Origin of the sequence: Marinobacter alkalisoli, from assembly GCF_045449795.1 — a bacterium.
In the GTDB taxonomy this organism is placed as follows: Bacteria; Pseudomonadota; Gammaproteobacteria; order Pseudomonadales; family Oleiphilaceae; genus Marinobacter.
The window spans coordinates 1-17,701 of record NZ_JBJJLB010000043.1 but is presented as its reverse complement, the minus strand read 5'-3'; the positions used below and the strand labels follow the sequence as shown (position 1 = coordinate 17,701).

17 protein-coding genes are annotated in these 17,701 nt (G+C 59.3%); 6 read left to right on the top strand and 11 right to left on the bottom strand.

Annotated elements, in window-relative coordinates:
* Positions 1-6 precede the first annotated feature (6 nt).
* From ACJO3M_RS18680 to ACJO3M_RS18670, 3 genes are read right to left on the bottom strand one after another with little or no spacing between them, the layout of a single operon-like run.
* Positions 7-699: a pseudouridine synthase gene (locus tag ACJO3M_RS18680; protein ID WP_407002891.1), complete on the bottom strand. Its 693-nt coding sequence runs from the start codon at positions 697-699 to the stop codon at positions 7-9.
* Positions 700-701: 2 nt separating this feature from the next.
* The gene (locus tag ACJO3M_RS18675) at positions 702-1,733 is read right to left on the bottom strand and encodes a metal-dependent hydrolase (RefSeq protein ID WP_407002890.1); all 1,032 of its coding nucleotides are present in this window, start codon (positions 1,731-1,733) and stop codon (positions 702-704) included.
* Between the two features lie 18 nt (positions 1,734-1,751).
* A complete protein-coding gene (locus ACJO3M_RS18670) occupies positions 1,752-2,948 on the bottom strand; it encodes a lytic murein transglycosylase (RefSeq protein ID WP_407002915.1) in 1,197 nt (398 codons plus the stop codon).
* Between the two features lie 284 nt (positions 2,949-3,232).
* Here ACJO3M_RS18670 and ACJO3M_RS18665 point away from each other — a divergent pair, with 284 nt between their 5' ends.
* Positions 3,233-4,120, top strand: coding sequence for a response regulator (locus tag ACJO3M_RS18665; RefSeq protein ID WP_407002889.1), 888 nt, complete (start codon positions 3,233-3,235; stop codon positions 4,118-4,120).
* On the opposite strand, the gene phoR is transcribed toward ACJO3M_RS18665, so the two are convergent.
* From phoR to ACJO3M_RS18640, 5 genes are all read right to left on the bottom strand, one after another.
* Entirely contained in the window at positions 4,121-5,437 is a 1,317-nt protein-coding gene (phoR, locus tag ACJO3M_RS18660; RefSeq protein ID WP_407002888.1) for a phosphate regulon sensor histidine kinase PhoR, read from the bottom strand.
* Between the two features lie 40 nt (positions 5,438-5,477).
* Positions 5,478-6,170, bottom strand: coding sequence for a phosphate regulon transcriptional regulator PhoB (gene phoB / locus ACJO3M_RS18655; RefSeq protein ID WP_406989423.1), 693 nt, complete (start codon positions 6,168-6,170; stop codon positions 5,478-5,480).
* Between the two features lie 235 nt (positions 6,171-6,405).
* Positions 6,406-7,293: a 4-hydroxybenzoate octaprenyltransferase gene (ubiA, locus tag ACJO3M_RS18650; protein ID WP_407002887.1), complete on the bottom strand. Its 888-nt coding sequence runs from the start codon at positions 7,291-7,293 to the stop codon at positions 6,406-6,408.
* A gap of 83 nt (positions 7,294-7,376) precedes the next feature.
* Complete coding sequence (locus ACJO3M_RS18645; RefSeq protein ID WP_407002886.1) at positions 7,377-7,958, bottom strand: chorismate--pyruvate lyase family protein; 582 nt, start codon at positions 7,956-7,958, stop codon at positions 7,377-7,379.
* Positions 7,939-8,496 carry a hypoxanthine-guanine phosphoribosyltransferase gene (locus ACJO3M_RS18640; RefSeq protein WP_407002885.1) on the bottom strand — a complete coding sequence of 186 codons (558 nt, stop codon included), beginning with the start codon at positions 8,494-8,496 and terminating at the stop codon, positions 7,939-7,941. The genes ACJO3M_RS18645 and ACJO3M_RS18640 overlap by 20 nt, the downstream gene beginning before the upstream one ends.
* Before the next feature lie 263 nt (positions 8,497-8,759).
* Between ACJO3M_RS18640 and ACJO3M_RS18635 the strand changes: the two genes are divergently transcribed.
* The 3 genes from ACJO3M_RS18635 to ACJO3M_RS18625 all read left to right on the top strand — a co-directional run bounded on the left by ACJO3M_RS18635 (position 8,760) and on the right by ACJO3M_RS18625 (position 11,057).
* Positions 8,760-8,927, top strand: a complete 168-nt coding sequence (locus ACJO3M_RS18635) for a rubredoxin (RefSeq protein ID WP_008173532.1) — start codon at positions 8,760-8,762, stop codon at positions 8,925-8,927.
* 42 nt (positions 8,928-8,969) lie between these two features.
* Positions 8,970-10,124, top strand: a complete 1,155-nt coding sequence (locus tag ACJO3M_RS18630) for an NAD(P)/FAD-dependent oxidoreductase (RefSeq protein ID WP_407002884.1) — start codon at positions 8,970-8,972, stop codon at positions 10,122-10,124.
* A 69-nt stretch (positions 10,125-10,193) separates the two neighbouring features.
* Entirely contained in the window at positions 10,194-11,057 is an 864-nt protein-coding gene (locus ACJO3M_RS18625) for an acyl-CoA thioesterase (RefSeq protein ID WP_407002883.1), read from the top strand.
* A gap of 31 nt (positions 11,058-11,088) precedes the next feature.
* Here the strand turns inward: ACJO3M_RS18625 and ACJO3M_RS18620 are convergent, their stop codons facing one another.
* The 3 genes from ACJO3M_RS18620 to ACJO3M_RS18610 all read right to left on the bottom strand — a co-directional run bounded on the left by ACJO3M_RS18620 (position 11,089) and on the right by ACJO3M_RS18610 (position 15,402).
* Complete coding sequence (locus ACJO3M_RS18620; protein WP_407002882.1) at positions 11,089-13,653, bottom strand: EAL domain-containing protein; 2,565 nt, start codon at positions 13,651-13,653, stop codon at positions 11,089-11,091.
* A 108-nt stretch (positions 13,654-13,761) separates the two neighbouring features.
* On the bottom strand, positions 13,762-14,208 hold the full coding sequence (locus ACJO3M_RS18615; RefSeq protein ID WP_407002881.1) for a flavodoxin: 447 nt from the start codon (positions 14,206-14,208) through the stop codon (positions 13,762-13,764).
* Positions 14,209-14,298: 90 nt separating this feature from the next.
* Positions 14,299-15,402: a GGDEF domain-containing protein gene (locus ACJO3M_RS18610; protein ID WP_407002880.1), complete on the bottom strand. Its 1,104-nt coding sequence runs from the start codon at positions 15,400-15,402 to the stop codon at positions 14,299-14,301.
* A 250-nt stretch (positions 15,403-15,652) separates the two neighbouring features.
* On the opposite strand from ACJO3M_RS18610, the gene ACJO3M_RS18605 reads away from it, so the two are divergent.
* Both ACJO3M_RS18605 and ACJO3M_RS18600 read left to right on the top strand, forming a co-directional pair.
* Positions 15,653-17,212 carry an inorganic phosphate transporter gene (locus ACJO3M_RS18605; protein WP_407002879.1) on the top strand — a complete coding sequence of 520 codons (1,560 nt, stop codon included), beginning with the start codon at positions 15,653-15,655 and terminating at the stop codon, positions 17,210-17,212.
* 134 nt (positions 17,213-17,346) lie between these two features.
* The gene (locus tag ACJO3M_RS18600) at positions 17,347-17,613 is read left to right on the top strand and encodes a hypothetical protein (RefSeq protein ID WP_012137124.1); all 267 of its coding nucleotides are present in this window, start codon (positions 17,347-17,349) and stop codon (positions 17,611-17,613) included.
* The last annotated feature ends 88 nt before the right edge of the window (positions 17,614-17,701 follow it).

The following is a 17,701-nucleotide window of genomic DNA, read 5'->3' as shown; positions in this document are numbered from 1 at the left end:
GGTTTGTCAGGGGATGGCGTTGATTTCCGCTTCGGTCAGTTCCCTGAACTCGCCCGGCGCAAGACGGCTGTCCAGCTCAATGGCGCCGATGCGTAGCCGGTGCAACGCCGAGACGCGGTTGCCGGTGGCGGCCAGCATCCGTTTGACCTGATGGTAACGACCCTCCGCGATGGTGAGTTCAATCTCTTGCTCACTGAGCCAAAGCACTTCGGCCGGCTTGGTGGGTTTGGGATCGTTCCTCAGTTCGATGCCGTCCCGCAGCTGTTGAAGAGCGACTTCGGTGATCGGATCGCAAAGGGTGACGCGGTAGGTTTTGGGGCATTTTACCCGGGGGGAAGTCACGCGGTGCGACCACTGACCGTCCGATGTCAGCAATAACAGCCCGGTGGTGTCGGCATCCAGGCGACCGGCGATGTGAAGGTCAGGCCGAAGCCCCGAAGGCAGCAGGTCCAGAGCCGTGGGGTGGTCGCTGTCGGTGGTTGCGCTCACTACGCCTTGCGGCTTGTTGAGCATCAGGTAGCGGTCTCCGGGCAAGGCCAGCGGATGATCATCCAGAGATACCCTGGCATCGGTGCTGATGTGGGTGGCTACCTGACGACACGCCCGACCGTCCACAATCACGCGCCCCTGCCCGATGGCCCGCTTGGCTTCCTTGCGGGACAACGGAGTTGTGGTGGCAATGAACTGATCCAGTCGCATGATTACGAGCAGCCTTCCCCCGGCGGTGGCAATTCCAGGTTCGCCAGGCACAGGACCGGTGCCGCGCCGGTCAGCCTGGCCCAGAGCGCGCCCAGCAACTCACGGCGCAGGGCTGGGCGGTCCTGGCGATAACTGGGGGCAGGTTCCAGAGCATCGCCATTATACCTTGCCAGCACAAAGGTAAACGGATGCGCGCCGGGCACACCCAGCCGCACATCGGTGGCCAGCAGCAAGTCATCAACCTGTTCATAATGAAGGAACCCATCGGTGAACCACGCCAGGCGCTGACCCTCCTTCAGAGTGCTTGCCTGCTCTGCCAGGGCCGGATCCCGGGGGAACGACTCCAGCGTCAGTGGCGTGTCCCCATCGAGGAAGCCGGTCACCATCTCTACCCGGCGATCGTCATTGACGACGGTGACACGCCACAGAATGGTGTTGAACGGCATTGGCTGGACCATGCGCGGTGCATCCGCGAGTCCCGCATCGGCGAGCGCAGGTTCAACCCGGTTGGATATGACCTGTTGCGCGACCAGGGTCCACACTAGGTAAAGCGTGGAAACGCCCAGGCCGGCCATCAGGCTCCCGGTTTTTTCCGGTCTCACCAGGAAGCAGGCAATGGCCGCCAGCAGTGGCACGGTATACAGCGGGTCAATAATAAAAATGCTGTTCAGGGCGATGGGCGGCCCCAGTGGCCAGAACAGCTGGGTGCCATAGGTAGTAAAGGCATCCAGTAGGGGGTGGGTCAGCAGTATCAGCCCGGTGAGCGCCAGCCAGCGCTGGTAGCTGATTACCGGTTTCCAGCGCCACAGTGCCCAGGCCAGCGGCAGAGACAGAAGCGCCAGTATGAACAGTGAGTGGGTGAATCCGCGGTGCTGGGTGAAATTGGCCACCGCGGTCCCGTAATCTATGACCACGTCCAGATCCGGAAGGGTGCCAAGGACCGCCCCGGCCAGGAGTGCGGAGCGTCCGAGTGTCTTGCCTGCCACGGCGCCGGCGATGGTGGCGCCCAGGGCTGCTTGTGTTATCGAATCCATGGGCTCAGCTATGCTTCATCAGAGATCAAGGTCGAGCCTGGAAAAGACCGTTTCTCCCGGGTAACCATCAGCGACCATGTCATGACTTGCCTGGAATTTGCGGATGGCCGAGCGTGTGGCCGGGCCCATGATGCCGTCAGGTTCGCCACTGTCGAAACCGTTGTCGTTGAGGGCCTGTTGCAGGGCCAGGATATCGTCCCGGGACAGGTTTGGCTGATCCTCCGGTGGCGGGTTCCGCAGTGCGCCGGCACCGGCAATCCGGTCCGCCAGGTGGCCGACCGCAATGGCGTAGAATTCCGAACGGTTCCAGCCCATGATCACGTTGAAGTTCCGGTACGCCAGAAAGGCCGGGCCCCGGTGGCCGGATGGCACCACCAGCGCGGCTTTGATCGGTTCGTTCGACAGCGGGTCGCCAAACGCGTCGGTCACTCCCAGTTTGTTCCATTCGTCCAGAGTGAGGCGGCGCCCATCGGCCAGTTCATAATCGAAGTCTTCCGGCAGCAGTACCTCCCGACCCCAGCGGTAGTCGCTGTCCCAGCCCAGGTCTGCGAGGAATTTGCCAGCGGACATCATCGCGTCTGGCAGACTGTTCCAGAGGTCGCGCTTGCCATCGCCATCGGCGTCCACGGCGTGTTTCAGGAACACGGTGGGCATGAACTGGACGTGGCCCATGGCGCCGGCCCAGGAGCCTTCCATTTGCTCAGCGGGAATGGCGCCTTCGTCAATAATCTGTAACGCGGCCGTCAACTGTTCGGTGAAGAAGCTGCTGCGCCTGGGATCGCAGGCCAGGGTCGCCAGGGAGCTGGGCACGGACATTTTGCCGAAGTAGGTGCCAAAGTTGGTCTCCAGACCCCAGAAAGCCAGCAGATACGGCGCGGGCACCCCGGTTTCCCGGGTGACATTGGCCAGCAGTTCCCGGTGTTCCAGTAACAGCGCGCGCCCGTTGCTGATCCGGTCGTCGTTGACCCGTCGGTTCAGGTAATCGGCAAAGGTAGTGGTGAACTCCGGTTGCCGGCGATCCAGTTCGATGACGCGATCCAGGTGCTCCACCTGTGACAGCACATCGCTGGCCGTGGCCTCCGCCACTCCCGCTTCGATGGCATGGGTCTTCAGTCCGGCGACGCATTCCTGAAAGCTGTCACTGGAGCTGGTATCTGAAGATGCCGGTAGTGAAAAAACGGCAAGAATGCCAGTCACTGAGAGGTAACGGAGAATCCTTTTGCCTGGGGTAGTCCCTGATTGTCTCTTAAGCACGCAAAACCTCGGTGTGATAAACGAATGATGAGGTGTCCAACTCGCATCGGCTGCCCCATGTTAGCCTTTTTTCTACGAACGGAAATACCGGTTTGGGCCTCTCTGGGTGACAATTCTTTAACCCGGCGGTTCCACTGTTGATATGAATTGTGGTGTTTTTGTAGCCATGGGGTCCCTGGCCGCCGGCTTTGTTCTATAGTTTGTTGCGTATATTTATCCAGTTGGCGGTGAGAAGGTCGAAAAACATGGCAACGCTGAAAGCGCTGGTGGTTGATGACGCCAGTTTTGTCCGGGATCTGGTGAAGCGAACGGTGCGCCAGCGTTTTCCTGTCATTGAAACCACCGATGCCCAGAACGGTCGACGGGCCCAGTCGCTGATGTCCCGCACGGTGTTTGATCTGATCCTTTGTGACTGGGAAATGCCGGAAATGTCCGGCCTGGAGCTGCTGCAGTGGATGCGGCAGCAACCCCAGTATGAAAAGGTTCCCTTTATCATGATCACCAGTCGTGGTGACAAGGACCACGTGGTTGAGGCCGTCAGGGAGGGAGTGTCCGAGTACCTCGGCAAGCCCTTCAGTCCGGATGGCCTCAGCAAGAAGATCATCAAGGTGATGGGACCAACACTGAAAAACGCGATGGATCGTGGCGGCAAATCCATGGGTGGCCCGGCGGATGCTTTCAAGGAATCCGCCGACCTGTTGACCCAGAAGCGGAAGCCCGAGCCTGCGCCTGCTGTGGGTGAGAACCGCCCGACGGCATCGCCGCTGCTGAAGTCGGGTGCGGGGACCAGTGAAAAATCACCCGTGGCCCGGGGAGCAATGAGCGTGGCGTCGATCCGGTTCGCTGACAGTACCCTCAAATCCGTGGTCAAGGACATCACCCTGACGGAGGTCCGGGTGATCGCCCGGCGTGATCAGGATTTTCCCGGTATTCTCGATCAGGCGGTCGTGGACATCGAAATTGCCGAGGGACAGATGGCCAGGCTGAACGGCTATATTCACCAGTTGCAGGCGGTCGACAAGCGGCAGGACACCGACTTTGTCAGTGTCACCATCCGTTTTGTCGATGAAGACCCGAAGAAAATGGAAGACCTGTCCCGCTTTATTGCCCGCTTTCGTGCCGGCAGTCGCTGATCAGGAGATCTTTTCCGGCGCCCGCTCGACCAGTCTCTCCCTCGGAAAGTGGCAGATGAACTCGCTGCCATCACCAATCCGGCTGCGGATTTCCAGGTTGCCATCGTGGTTCAGCAGAACATGTTTGACGATGGCCAGGCCCAGGCCGGTGCCGCCGGTTTCCTTGTGGCGGCTGGGGTCGGCGCGATAAAAGCGCTCGGTCAGACGTGGTATGTGCACCGGATCGATGCCGATGCCGGTATCCCGGACCGACAAATGGGCGCCTTCGCGGTTTGCGCTCCAGTTAATGGTGATATGGCCTTTTGCCGGTGTGTACTTCACCGCATTGAACACCAGGTTGGAGAACGCGCTGCGTAACTGGCTTTCATCCCCTTTCAGCAGTCGGTGATCGGTGATGTTGACGCTGAATTCATGCTGTTTGTCTCCACTGAGGGCTCTGGCGTCGTGACAGATCTGTCTGAGCAGGGCTTCGATATCGGTCACGGTGTCGTTGACGGTTTGCTCCCCGGTCTCAATCTTTGACAGCAGGATCAGGTCGGTAATCAGTGCCTCCATCCGCGAGGACTGTTGTGCCATGGTGTTAATGGCGCGCCGCCATTTGGGGGGAAGACTATCGGCATTGTCCACCAGGGTTTCGAGATAGCCGCTGATCACCGTCAGGGGCGTGCGCATCTCGTGGGACACGTTGCCCACGAAGTCGCGGCGCATTTGTTCCAACTGGTAGAGCCGGGTGACGTCCTTGGCGACGATCAGGCGGTCATCGTCCCCAAACAGACTGATCTGGATTTGCAGGCGGATGTGCGGTTTGGCCGGTGAATGGATCTCCAGAGAATCCCGATAGTCCCGGGCATCAAAGTAAGCCTTGAATGCCGGTGTGCGTATCAGGTTATGGATGTACTGGCCCCGGTCCGTGTTGCGGCGAAACCCCAGCAGGTATTCCGCGGAGCCGTTCCACCATTCCATCGCGCCACTGGCGTCGGTCATGATGACGCCATCACGCATGGCATTGGTGGATTCCTGTACCCGGTTGATCTGCGCCCTCAGTCGGTCCTGGAGGCGGAGGTGGTTCTGGTGCAGTTTGTGGAGACCATCAAAGATATCGCCCCACAACCCCACGCTTTGAGGCGCCTCGCTGGTGGCACTGGGATGACCGAGCCAGTGGTAAAGGCGTTTGGCCTGGATCAGTGTCCACCAGAGATAGGCAACCAGACCGATGGTCAGGCCGTAGATCGGGTAGCCGAAAAAGGCGCCAGCGGCGGTGCAGATGACCAGGAAGCCGATAATCAGTCGTAAATATCGTGACCAGTTGTGTTGCATGCAACAGCCTTACGATTGGTATGGCGCGGGTGCCGGCCAATTATGCCGCTCGGGTCGAAAAACGGTAGCCAGCACCACGGACGGTTTGGATCAAGTGGTCATACTGGTCGCCCAGGGCCTTGCGCAATCGGCGAATGTGAACGTCGACCGTGCGTTCTTCCACATAGACGTTGCCTCCCCAGACCTGATCCAGTAACTGTGAGCGAGTATATACCCGTTCCTGGTGGGTCATGAAGAATTGCAGCAATCGGTATTCCGTGGGCCCCATGTTGAGGGCTCCGTCTTCGGTGGAGACACGGTGGCCGATGGGGTCGAGGGTCAGGCCTTCGACTTCGATCGGGGTGTCGACGCCGGGGGGCGTGGCGCGGCGCAGTACGGCTTTGAGGCGCGCGACCAGTTCCCTGGGTGAAAAAGGTTTGGTGATGTAGTCGTCGGCGCCGACTTCCAGGCCCTGGATTTTGTTATCTTCCTCGACTTTGGCGGTCAGCATGATGATGGGTATATCGGCGGTGGCTTCTTCTCTCTTGAGGCGTCGGGCCAGTTCCACGCCGCTGGTGCCGGGGAGCATCCAGTCGAGCAGGACGAGGTCGGGTTGTTTGTCGACGATCAGGGCATGCGCTTCGAGGGCGTCCGATGCCTCCAGATAGTCGTAGTCAGCCATTTCGAGGGCCACGGCGATCATTTCGCGGATCGGGGCTTCGTCATCGACGATCAGGACAGTTTTTCCAGTCATGAGCATTAACCTGTATCAGACTTAGTATTGTTGCTGCTTCATTACAACGCCCCAGTGTTACAAGTATATGACACAAACTGCTTTTGAACCGGAGTTAGCATGGCTACGAGACACCTCTTCCCAGACACGCCGTAAACCCACCCCTGGGGGCTCCGCATTGCCATCCCTGGCAATGCAGGGTTTGTGGAGGCCCGGCCCACTCCGGCACGCCAACCATGTTCGGGCCTTCCACGAATTACTGAATGAGAAGGTCGATGACCAGCCCAGTAAACACCGCAAACCCAGCCCAGTTGTTGTTCAGGAAGGCCTTGAAACATCCCTCCCGCTCGCGGAATCGGGCCAGGTATTGTTGATAGCCGAACAGGCAGGCCATGGCCAGTACGCCGAGGTAATAGATAACGCCCAGTTCCACCTGTTGCCCCACCATCACCAGAATGATCACCACCAGGGCCTGGAGGAAGCCGATGATGGCGCGGTCGGCGTCGCCGAAGAGGATGGCGGTGGATTTGACGCCGATTTTCAGGTCGTCGTCACGGTCGACCATGGCGTAGAGGGTGTCGTAGGCCACGGTCCAGAGGACGTTGGCGGTGAACAACAGCCAGGTCAGTTGGGTGAGTTCGTTGGCCTGTGCTGCCCAGGCCATGGGGATGGCCCAGGAGAAGGCGGCGCCCAGGAACAGTTGGGGCAGGTGGGTGTAGCGCTTCATGAAGGGGTAGATGAAGGCCAGTATGACGCCGCCGAAGGAGAGGTACAGGGTCAGTGGGTTGGTGAACAGTACGACCATGAGGAAAGCCAGCAGGCAGATTCCGAGGAACAGGGCGACGGCTTCCCAGGCGTCGATGCGGCCGGAGGTCAGGGGGCGGTCTTTGGTGCGTTTGACGTGGCGGTCAACCTTGCGGTCGGCGAAGTCGTTGATGGCGCAGCCGGCGGCGCGCATCAGGAATACGCCCAGGGTAAAGATGATGAGGTTGCCGATGTCGGGCGCGCCCTCGGCGGCCAGCCACAGCGCCCAATAGGTGGGCCAGAGCAGGAGCAGGCTGCCGATGGGGCGGTCCAGGCGCAGCAGTCTGGCGTAATCCGCCAGGCGGCTCTGGATGTGGTCGGGCATGGCATTCAGCAGCATAGGGTGTGGTCCGGGTTGGTGTGTCTGGCTTGGATTCAGGCGTGAATTATAGCCAGTGGGTAGCGGGTGGTTAAAGGCCGGGTTTAGTGGCAGAACCGTGGCAGGAAGTACTCACCCACCAGCAAGGCCTTGTCGCCGCTGTAGAAACGGGAGCGTCGTGCAACCGGGGGCTGTGCCGGATGGTTGGTGTGGCAGATGCCGGTTTCGAACGGGCCCCGCTGCCAGTGGGGATTGCTGAACAGCCAGGCGCCAAGGGGTTTGCGGCCCAGGTGGCGAAGACGTCGTCCCGCACCCTGCAGGGTGGCCAGGGGAATGATGGTGCGGGCCAGTACCCAGGGCTCGCCGTCGCCGCACAGGTGGACTTCACGAATCCAGGCCAGTTGGCGTTCCGGGATGTTCAGGGTGCCGGCTTCTTCCCGTGTTGGCAGGGCAAAGCCCTCATGGGTGACGTCCACGTGGAATGAGCGGGTGCAGCGTAACTGCAGTTCCCGTGTCAGTGATCCTTCCACCTGGAGCCAGTAACGCACCGGACCGTGTACCGTGGGGTTGCGGAGGCCGGCAGCGGCCAGGGATCGGTACCAGTCGGTGGGGGGGATGGCCAGGGCGTCTGCCCGGGCCGGTCCGGTGTGGTCGCCTGCCAGGAGGTTAAAGCCCTTTAACGGCATAAATTCCGGGAGCGTTGCGCCAGTAGCCTTTGTAGTCCATGCCAAAGCCGAACAGGAATCGGTCTTCCACTTCCAGGCCGGTGAAATCGGCTTTCAGGTCGGGGCGGGCCTTGCGGTCGTGCTGCTTGTCCACCAGTACGGCGGTCAGTACTTCCTTCGCACCATGGGCCAGGCAGTAATCGGCGATGGCGCACAGGGTGGTGCCCTCATCAAGGATATCGTCCACGATCAGGATGGTGCGGTCCTGCATGTCCGCTTCCGGGCGTAATTTCCATTCCAGGATACCGCCGGTGGTTTCCTGCCGGTAGCGGGTGGCATGGAGGTATTCCGCCTGGATCGGAAATTTCAGCAGCGGCAGCAGCTGTCCGGTCAGTATAAGCCCGCCGTTCATCACGCAGAGCAGCAGCGGGTTACTGTCTTCCAGACGGTTGGTGATGTCGCCTGCAAGAGAGCGAATGGCAACCTGTACCTGCTGTTCACTGACCAGGCAATCGGCTTCGTCCATTACCTGTTTCATTTCGGCGACGGTATCGGTCATAGCGGTCGGATCCTGTCGTAAAACGGGCGATTATACCGGAGGAGTCGGGCCAAAGGGAGGGGCAACCGGGTTGCAGTGCCATGGGTATTTGTTGCTATTGGCAGAAAAACCGCTAGGTCACTGTCCTGAGTGGCATTGGTCAATTGTGGAGGGGTGGGTATGATGGTGGCCCGATATGAGTAATGGGCAGTTGCTACAAAACTTGCGCGCATGATTGTCTGACAATTATCATTGCGCCCTGACAAAAATTGCGGAGAGAGATTATGAAAAAGTGGCAGTGTGTGGTGTGTGGCCTGATCTATGACGAAGCCGAGGGCTGGCCGGAAGACGGTATCGAGCCGGGCACCAAGTGGGAAGATGTGCCGGAAGACTGGGTATGCCCGGATTGCGGTGTTGGTAAGGAAGATTTTGAAATGATCGAGATTGGTTAACGCCAGCACTCATTACAGGTTCAATAGAGACGGAGAACAGGAATGACTACAGAAGCCCCTATCGTTATCGTGGGTACCGGTCTGTCGGGTTACTCACTGGCCAGGGAAATCCGCAAGCAGGACAAGGAAATCCCCATTGTCATGGTAACGGCCGACGACGGCTTCAGTTATTCCAAGCCGATGCTGTCTACCGGATTCACCAAGGGTAAGGAAGCCGAGGAGCTGGCCCAGGCAACGTCCGAGGCGATGATTGAACAGCTCAATCTTGACCTGCGGACCTACACCACGGTCACCGGTATCGATACCGAAGCCCATGAACTGGTGATCGGCGATGAGCGTATCCGGTACAGCAAACTGGTGCTGGCCTGGGGCGCGGATGTGATCCGCCTGTCCATTGACGGTGACGGCCAGGATCGTGTGTATTCCATCAACGACCTGATGGATTACCGTGCTTTCCGCAAAGCGCTGGCGGGTAAGAAGCGCGTCGCTATCATGGGCGCGGGCCTGATTGGCAGTGAATTTGCCAACGATCTGCGTAACGGCGACTACGAAGTGGATGTCATTGCGCCTTCCGATACGCTTATGCCGGGGTTGCTGCCACAGCCGGCCGCTGAAGCGGTGAGGGAGGAGCTGGCCAGTCACGGTGTACGTTTCCACCTGGAAACCGTTGTTGACCGCATCGACCGTGACGGCGATGGCGTGAAACTGACCCTGGCCAATGGCGAGACCCTGATGGCGGATCTGGTGATTTCGGCGGTTGGCCTGCGCCCGCGGACCGATCTGGCACAGGCTGCCGGCATCGAAATCAACCGCGGGATCATGGTGAACCGTGCGCTGGAGACGTCAGCTCCGGATGTCTACGCCCTGGGAGACTGCGCGGAAGTAGACGGCCATGTATTGCTCTACGTTCTGCCGCTGATGGCTTGTGCCCGGGCGCTGGCAAAGACCTTGACCAGTGAGCGAACCGAAGTGGCCTACGGCACTATGCCCGTGCTGATCAAGACACCGTGTTGCCCCACGTCCGTCTGCCCTCCGCCATCGAATGCGGAGGGTGAATGGGAGGTTGAGCAGGACGGCACCAGCGTGAAGGCCCTGTTCAAGTCAGCGGATGGAACCGTACTGGGCTTCGCCGTCACCGGTAGTTACGCGGTGGAGAAGCAGGCACTGTCCAAGGAAGTGCCGCCGATTCACGGTTAAGCCTGTTGCGAATTTGGCTCGCTTGGGGTAGAAATCCATTCGTGAGCTAACGAATCAACAGGAGTAGGCATGCTTGAAGTAACCAGAAAGCTGGTGGATCTTCTGGATCTTTCACCAATCGGGGATGACCATTTTCAGGGCGACAGTGAAGACCTTGGTTTCCCCAACGTATTTGGTGGCCAGGTGCTGGGTCAGGGGTTGATGGCAGCCAGTCGCACGGTCGAGGGCCGGCTCCCCCATTCTCTTCATGCCTACTTCCTGCGTCCCGGTAACCACAGCATGCCGATCGACTATGAGGTTCAGCGGGTACGGGACGGCGGCAGCTTTTCGGTACGGCGGGTGATTGCCCGTCAGGATGGTAAGGAAATCCTGACCGGTTCGGTATCGTTCCAGGTCGCGGAGGAAGGCTTCGAGCATCAGTTGGATATGCCCGAAGCGCCGGATCCGGAATCCCTGAAGTCGGAGCAGGAGTACGGGGAAATGCTGGCGCCCCACGTTCCTGAGCGGCTAAGGGATAGCCTGACCCGTGATCGGCCGATTGAAATCCGCCCGGTGGATCCGGTTAACCCGTTCAAGCCGGAAACCCGCCCGCCCCATAAGCAAAGCTGGTTCAAAACCCAGGGCCACCTGCCGGATGATCCGGTACTGCACCGTTGCCTGCTGACCTATGCCTCGGATTTCTCGTTCCTGGGGACCTCTCTGAACCCCCACGGCGTGACGTTCATGAGTAAGAATATGCAGGTGGCAAGCCTGGACCACGCCATCTGGTTCCACCGGGATTTCCGCATGGATGAGTGGCTGTTGTATGACAAGGACAGCCCGAGCGCTTCCGCTGGCCGTGGCTTCAACCGTGGTAACTTCTTCAATCAGCGGGGCGGGCTGGTGGCTTCCACCACTCAGGAAGCCCTGATCCGCAGGCGCTCCCGCCGCTAGCATTTCCGGTACCCGGATACTCCGGGTACCGTCAGCCAAGTTTGCGGCTGATGGCGGACATGGTGTGGCCCGACAGCCACACCAGCATTTCATCAATGGGCAGGGGCGGTGTCAGCCAGTAGCCCTGAATCATGTCACAACCCATAGTCTTCAGCAGGTCTGCGGTTTCCTCATCCTCCACGCCCTCGGCCACCACTGTGTAGCCCAGGGAATGACACATGTCGATGGTGGTCTGCACGATAACCCGGTCTCCCGGCTGGGTGGTGATATCGGTGATCAGGGAGCGGTCGATCTTGATCTCGCTGGCCGGCAGTTGCTTGATGTAGGAAAGCGACGAATACCCTGAGCCAAAATCGTCAATGGACACCGGGATGCCCGCCGAGTGTAGGGAATTCAGGGCCTTCAGGGAATTGGCGGGGTCCTGCATCATGGATGTTTCGGTTACTTCCAGGGTGATGGCGCCCCGATGGCGATGGTGGTTGTTCATCAGCCGCTGTACGAAGTCCGGGAAGTCCGGCTCCCTCAGGTTGTTGGGGGAAATGTTGACCGAAACACTCAGTGGCCAGCCCCGATCCAGAAGCCGGGTACGCAGCTCCAGCGACTGCTCCAGTACCCACCGGGTGAGGGGTCTGATCAGGCCGGTTTGCTCCGCGATGGCAACGATTTCGTCCGCGGGAATGGGCGATTTGCGTCGTGGCCAGCGAATCAGTGCTTCCAGCCCCACGACAGTATGAGACGCCAGGGACAGCTTGGGCTGCAGGTGCAGGGCCAGTTCGTCGTTCTGCAGGGCCTGTCTGAGTTCCGATACCAGTGTCAGCCGGTCTGCGCTGTAGGAATCCCTTGTCGGCTGATAGTAAGCGAGCCCGCGATCGCGGGCCTCGTCCGAGTCCTGGGCAATGTGGGCCCGACGAATCAGGGAATTGGTGTCCTGGGCATGATCGGGGAAGATCGCCGTGCCGATCTGCGGATCCAGCGGAAGCTGCATGCCAAGGTAATCGATCGGCTCCCGCAGTTCCTCAAGGCCGATAACAATGGCGCGGGGAGCGGCGCTGATCTGGTCGGCATCCACCACAAAGCCGAAGGTGGCGGGCTCCAGGGAGGCCAGATAAACCGAGCGCTGGTCTGTTTCCTCGATCGCCAGTATTCCCGGAATCTCTCGTACAACACTGTGATACCGGGTCGCGGCCAGTTCAATGAGGCGATCGGTATTGCGGTGGCCCAGGGTCTTGGTGATGGACTGGAGGTTGTTCAGGTGGATCACCGCAATGGCGTATCTCCGATCCGGTACCCGGGCAATGAGGTCGTTAATCATCATTTCAAAGCAGGTGCGGTTGGGTAATCCGGTCAGCGGGTTGTGGAGTGCCTGATCCATCATCCGCAGTTCCGCCGAGCGTCGTGCGGCCATGGCTCTCAGTTCCGCCTCCCGGGCGTGGAGCCTGTCTTCACGTTCGTTGTATAGGCGTTTCGCCAGGGCGATGGTCAGCAGAATGGCTTCCAGGGCCGAGCCTACCTGCATGCCGTAGGTGGTCAGCCAATTGGTTGGCAATAATCCGTATTTGTTGGATGCGGTCAGCATGGTGCCAATGATCAGCAGTCCCCAGGCAATGGTGTAAAAACCCGCCTGCGGGTTGCGCCTTATCCACTGCAGTGGGCCAATGATGATCAGCACCAGGAACGCTGACAGCGCCAGGGCCACCGAGGACTTGATGGACGTGTTGAACTCCAGCACGAAGGTGCCAAGGATCGCCAGCAGGCTGACACCGCTGAGAAACTGGAGCAGCAGGTCGGTTCTTGGGGCGGCTTCCCACAGGCGAAGGAACGAGCGCGCAAACAGCAGTGCAAACAGCACCGCGAACGGCACCACCATCAGCATAACCTGATTCTGCAGCCACGGGTTGTCTGGCCAGAAGACCTGGAACGTCACCCCCCGCAGGGTGGCCATCAGGAACAGGTAGCTGAATGTCGACAGCACGTAGTACAGGTAAGTGGCTTCCCGCAGTGCCAGGAAGATAAACAGGTTAAAGAAAATGGTGGTGATCAGGATGCCGTAATAGAGGCTGTGTAGCCGGTCCTCCGTAGTCAGGGCATCGAACAGGGCGTTCTGTTGCCAGAGCCGGATCGGTACCTGGTGCGCGCCGCTGGTTTTCACCGAGAGCAGGATTTCGTACTCGACGTTGGGCTCGACGGTGTAGGGAATCAGGAAGCTGGGGTGATAGAGCGGTCTTTCCGAGAACGGCAGGTGGTCCCCGGTGACCACGGTCTGGACTATCTCTCCGTCCGCCAGCAGATAAAACCTGACATAGTCCAGTTGCGGATAGCTGATTTCCAGCACCTGATTGCCAGGGCTGCTCTCCAGCGGCATCCGATACCAGTAATTGTCAGTCACGTACCCGAAATTCGGCGTCTCTTCCGCCAGCGGCTGCCAGTCCGGCCGGTCCAGCAGTCCAGGCACGGCATCTTTCTTTGCTGGCGGGGCCTTCAGGAAAGCAATCGACGGTTGTGGCAGTCGGGACGATGCCGACGGTTCCGCGTGAGCGCCGGGGGCCATGAGGATAAAGCCGCCGATCAGGGCGAAAATCAGAGCAATATGGCGCACAAAATACCAAGCTTGTTATGTTTGTTTCCTGCAGTATGGCCTCAGCCCGGTTACCGCTCAAGACCGCATGCGGGATATTTCCGGTCAGCTGTAGTTCAGGCCACAGGATTACAGGGTAGTGATCCAGTTCCGAGTCCAGGGCAGGGCTTCCATTTCCGGTTCCGTGGTTTCCAGTGCATCGATTCTCAAGGTCTCACCGACTTTGCGGGCGGCGGTTTCATACAGGGCTTCCTCCAGCAAATCGCCAGCGCCACAGAAAGTGTCGCCGTAGGAGCTGTCGCCCAGCACGATGACGCCGAACGGGCGGCCCGGCTGTTGTGGCAACTGTTCCCGCAGGGACAGGTAAAAAGGCAGAAGGTTGGGGGGGACTTCACCCTGGCCGGTGGTGGAGGTGCACACCAGCAGGGCATCGTCGTTGCTGGTAATGTCATCGAGAGCCGGATTCTCCAGCACGGTCACCGAGTGGCCCTCGGATTCCAGCCCCTTTCTGATGGCCCTTGCCGTCAACAGGGCACCGCCGTACACGCTGCCCACGAGAATTCGTATTGCTGCCATGGTTGAACCTGTTTCTGTCTGCAGCGGCCCTGAATGGCCGCCGGTCACGTTGGCGGATGATCATAGCGACTGGCCGGCGTAGTCTCAAGGTCAGGTGGCAGGACGGTTGCCGCCTTCGTCCTGACGGGGTCGTACCCGGGGGGCAATCTGATTGCGGCCAGCTTCTTTTGCGCTGTAAAGGTGAATATCCGCCTGTTTCAGCAGCTCATCAACCGAGCCGGCCTTGGCGATGGAACAGACCCCGGCACTGATGGAGACGGGCAGTCGTTGCCCGTGGAATGTAAAGTGGGAGTTTTCCACCTCAGAGCGAAGACGTTCGGCCAGTGCAAGGGCCTGCAGCAGGGAGGTGTCCGGTAGTAACAACAGGAATTCCTCGCCGCCCCAGCGGGCAGCAACGTCAGACTGGCGGATAATCCGGCGGGTAAGATCGGAGAAGGTTTTCAGTGTCTCGTCCCCGGCGTGGTGGCCATATTGGTCGTTAATGCCCTTGAACAGGTCCAGATCGATCAGCGCAATCGAGAAATGATGCCCCGATCGTTGGTAGCGGGAAAACTCGGCGGCCAACCGATGCTGCATCTCCCGACGGTTGGCGAGACTGGTCAGTTCATCGGTGCGGGCGGCGTGTTCATGGACCCGGGCCAGCGTCAACAGCTCATTTCTCACTTTCAGTCGGCTGGATTCAAGCACGAAACAGAAGATGGACTCGAAGGTCAGGGTGGCAAAGAAGCGGATCTTGAAGTCCGTGGAGTATTCGGCGCTGACCATGGGCAGCTCCGGGAACCGAAAGACCAGAATGGCAACCAGATAGCAGAATAACAGAATGGCCGTACCTGTTTTCAGATTGGTCAGGTAGAACAGCAGGGGTGGAAAGACATAGAACCATAACGGACCGGTATTGTTTTCTCCGCCGGAGGCAATGAGGTAGGCAAACAGCACGCCGACGGTGGCAATCAACCCGGTCTTTTGTATCGTCCGGTTGCCTGTATGGGCGAACCACAGCATGTTTGCCGCAAGGGGAACGGCAAAAGCCCACAAGACCATGGCGTGATCGTAGTGGCTGGCGAACCAGGCTTTGGCGCCGATGCCTGTAAGGAACAGGATGGCCATGAGAGAAAGCCAGGTCAGAATCCGGGATATCCGGATGTCCTCGGTTTCTCCGACGCCCTGGTGGCTGGAAGCGGTCGAGTCTTTCATTCAGGCCTAGATTGCTGTTTTTGTATTTTGATGCTTTTTAGCAACGATTATGAGTGAACCTGACGGGAATTGGCACCATTTCCCCCGATATTTCACAATGCCTGGCATTGTCGCCTTTTGTTTCAATTTCATGGCAAAAAATTTATAGTTGCGACGCAGTGTAGACTACCCCCAGGGACGGCGTAATCTGACTGGCCGGGATGGCGCGACACGTTGCAACTCATTCAGCATCCACGAGACCTGATTTGTTATGGCCCCGAAAAGCGGATTTCTTGATACCCTTCTCACCAGTCCTACCACCGAACGATATCGCATCGGCTTCAGTTTATTTTTCCTGCTTGGCATCTGGTTGATCGTTGGTCAGCTGAGCAGTGGCATGCCCAACAATATGCTGTTGATGGCAGCCGCCGTTATCGGTGGCTACATGGCCATCAATATTGGCGCCAACGATGTCGCCAACAACGTGGGCCCGGCGGTTGGTTCGGGTGCGCTCTCCCTGGGTGGAGCAGTATTGATTGCCGCCATATTCGAAGCCGGCGGCGCCATCATCGCCGGTGGTGACGTGGTGTCCACCATCAAGGGCGGGATTATCGCTGCTGACCGCCTGGGAGACGTCAACGCTTTCGTCTGGCTGATGACCGCTGCCCTGCTGGCGGGGGCTCTGTGGCTGAATCTGGCAACCTGGATGGGTGCGCCGGTATCCACCACCCACTCGATTGTAGGCGGCGTGCTGGGCGCGGGGATTGCCGCCGGCGGCTGGGGTATCGCTGACTGGTCGGTGATGGCGAAGATTGTTGCCAGTTGGGTGATTTCTCCGGTCATGGGCGGTGTGCTGGCGGCGCTGTTCCTGTTTGCCATCAAAAAGACCGTGCTCTATCGCGAGAACCTGATTCCGGCGGCGCGGACGTTCGTGCCGTGGCTGGTGGCCATTATGGCCTGGGCGTTTGGCACCTACCTGATGGTCAAGGGCGTCAAAAAAATCATCCAGGTGGATTTCCTGGGCGCCTCACTGGTTGGCCTGGCGGTGGCTGCAATGGTCTTCGTGATTATGCGGATCGCGGTTGGCCGTCGCGCGGCCACCATGGAAAACAGCGCCGCTGGCGTGAACACCCTGTTTACCTGGCCGCTGATTTTCGCAGCCGCTCTGCTGAGCTTCGCTCACGGCGCTAACGACGTGGCCAACGCGATTGGCCCCCTGGCCGCCATCAATGATGCCCTGTCCGCGGGTGCTGTGGTCACCGCCGCCGCCATTCCGTTGTGGGTCATGCTGGTGGGTGCGTTGGGGCTTTCAGTGGGCCTGATGCTGTTTGGCCCGCGCCTGATCAAGACCGTCGGCAGTGAAATTACCGAGCTCGACAAGACCCGGGCTTTCTGTATTGCCCTGTCCGCCGCCCTGACCGTTATCATTGCCTCCCAGCTGGGCCTGCCGGTCAGCTCCACCCACATCGCGATTGGTGGCGTGTTCGGTGTGGGCTTCCTGCGGGAATACCTCAAGTCCAACTACGCGACCCAGCTTCACAAGATCATGGAACACCATGACGAAGCCGAGCGGGAGAGCCTGCGCCCGTTCCTGGAAGACTTCCGCAATGCCTCGGTCGAGGAGATGGAGAATCTGCTCAAAGAGGCCAAGAAGAAAAAGCAGGTGCCGCTGTCCAAGGGTGAGCGCAAGCGCTTGAAGAAAATCTATCGCGAGGAAATGGTCAAGCGCTCCCACCTGACCCGCATCGTGGCGGCGTGGATCATCACCGTGCCAGCCTCCGCGCTGATGGCCGCCATGTTGTTCTTCACTCTGCGCGGCCTGCTGATGTAATGCCTGCCTCCGCCCGCTTCGTTGGTGAAGCGGGCAGAATCTTTACGGGCTGGTTGCAGTCCGCCGAATTGGCCATACTGTTTATTGTAGGTTGAGGGCTGTCCCCTGAACGTCAAACTATCCGGGAGTAAATGATGAGTTCGTCTGCCGAAAGCCGTCAGGCCCGCATGATCGATGAGCTGCGAGTGTTCATCAAGAAGGTACTGAGCGATCCGACCATTGCGGTCAAATCCGTGGAAATTGCCCGCAAGCACCGTAATGAGCCGAAGGCCAATGAGGTGATTGCCAGGGAAATCAGCGCCAACACTACGATCCGTATCCCCGAGAACTGGAGTGAGGCGGATCACATGTTCCTGGATATCCTGCACGAAGTGCTGGATGACGAAGAGGCGTTGTATTGATCTTGCCTTGGGGGGAGTGAGCGGTGCGGGGGCGGCTTCAAAAACACGCTGTGAATACGTCCCTGTACGCTCCGCTCCGCCATCCATG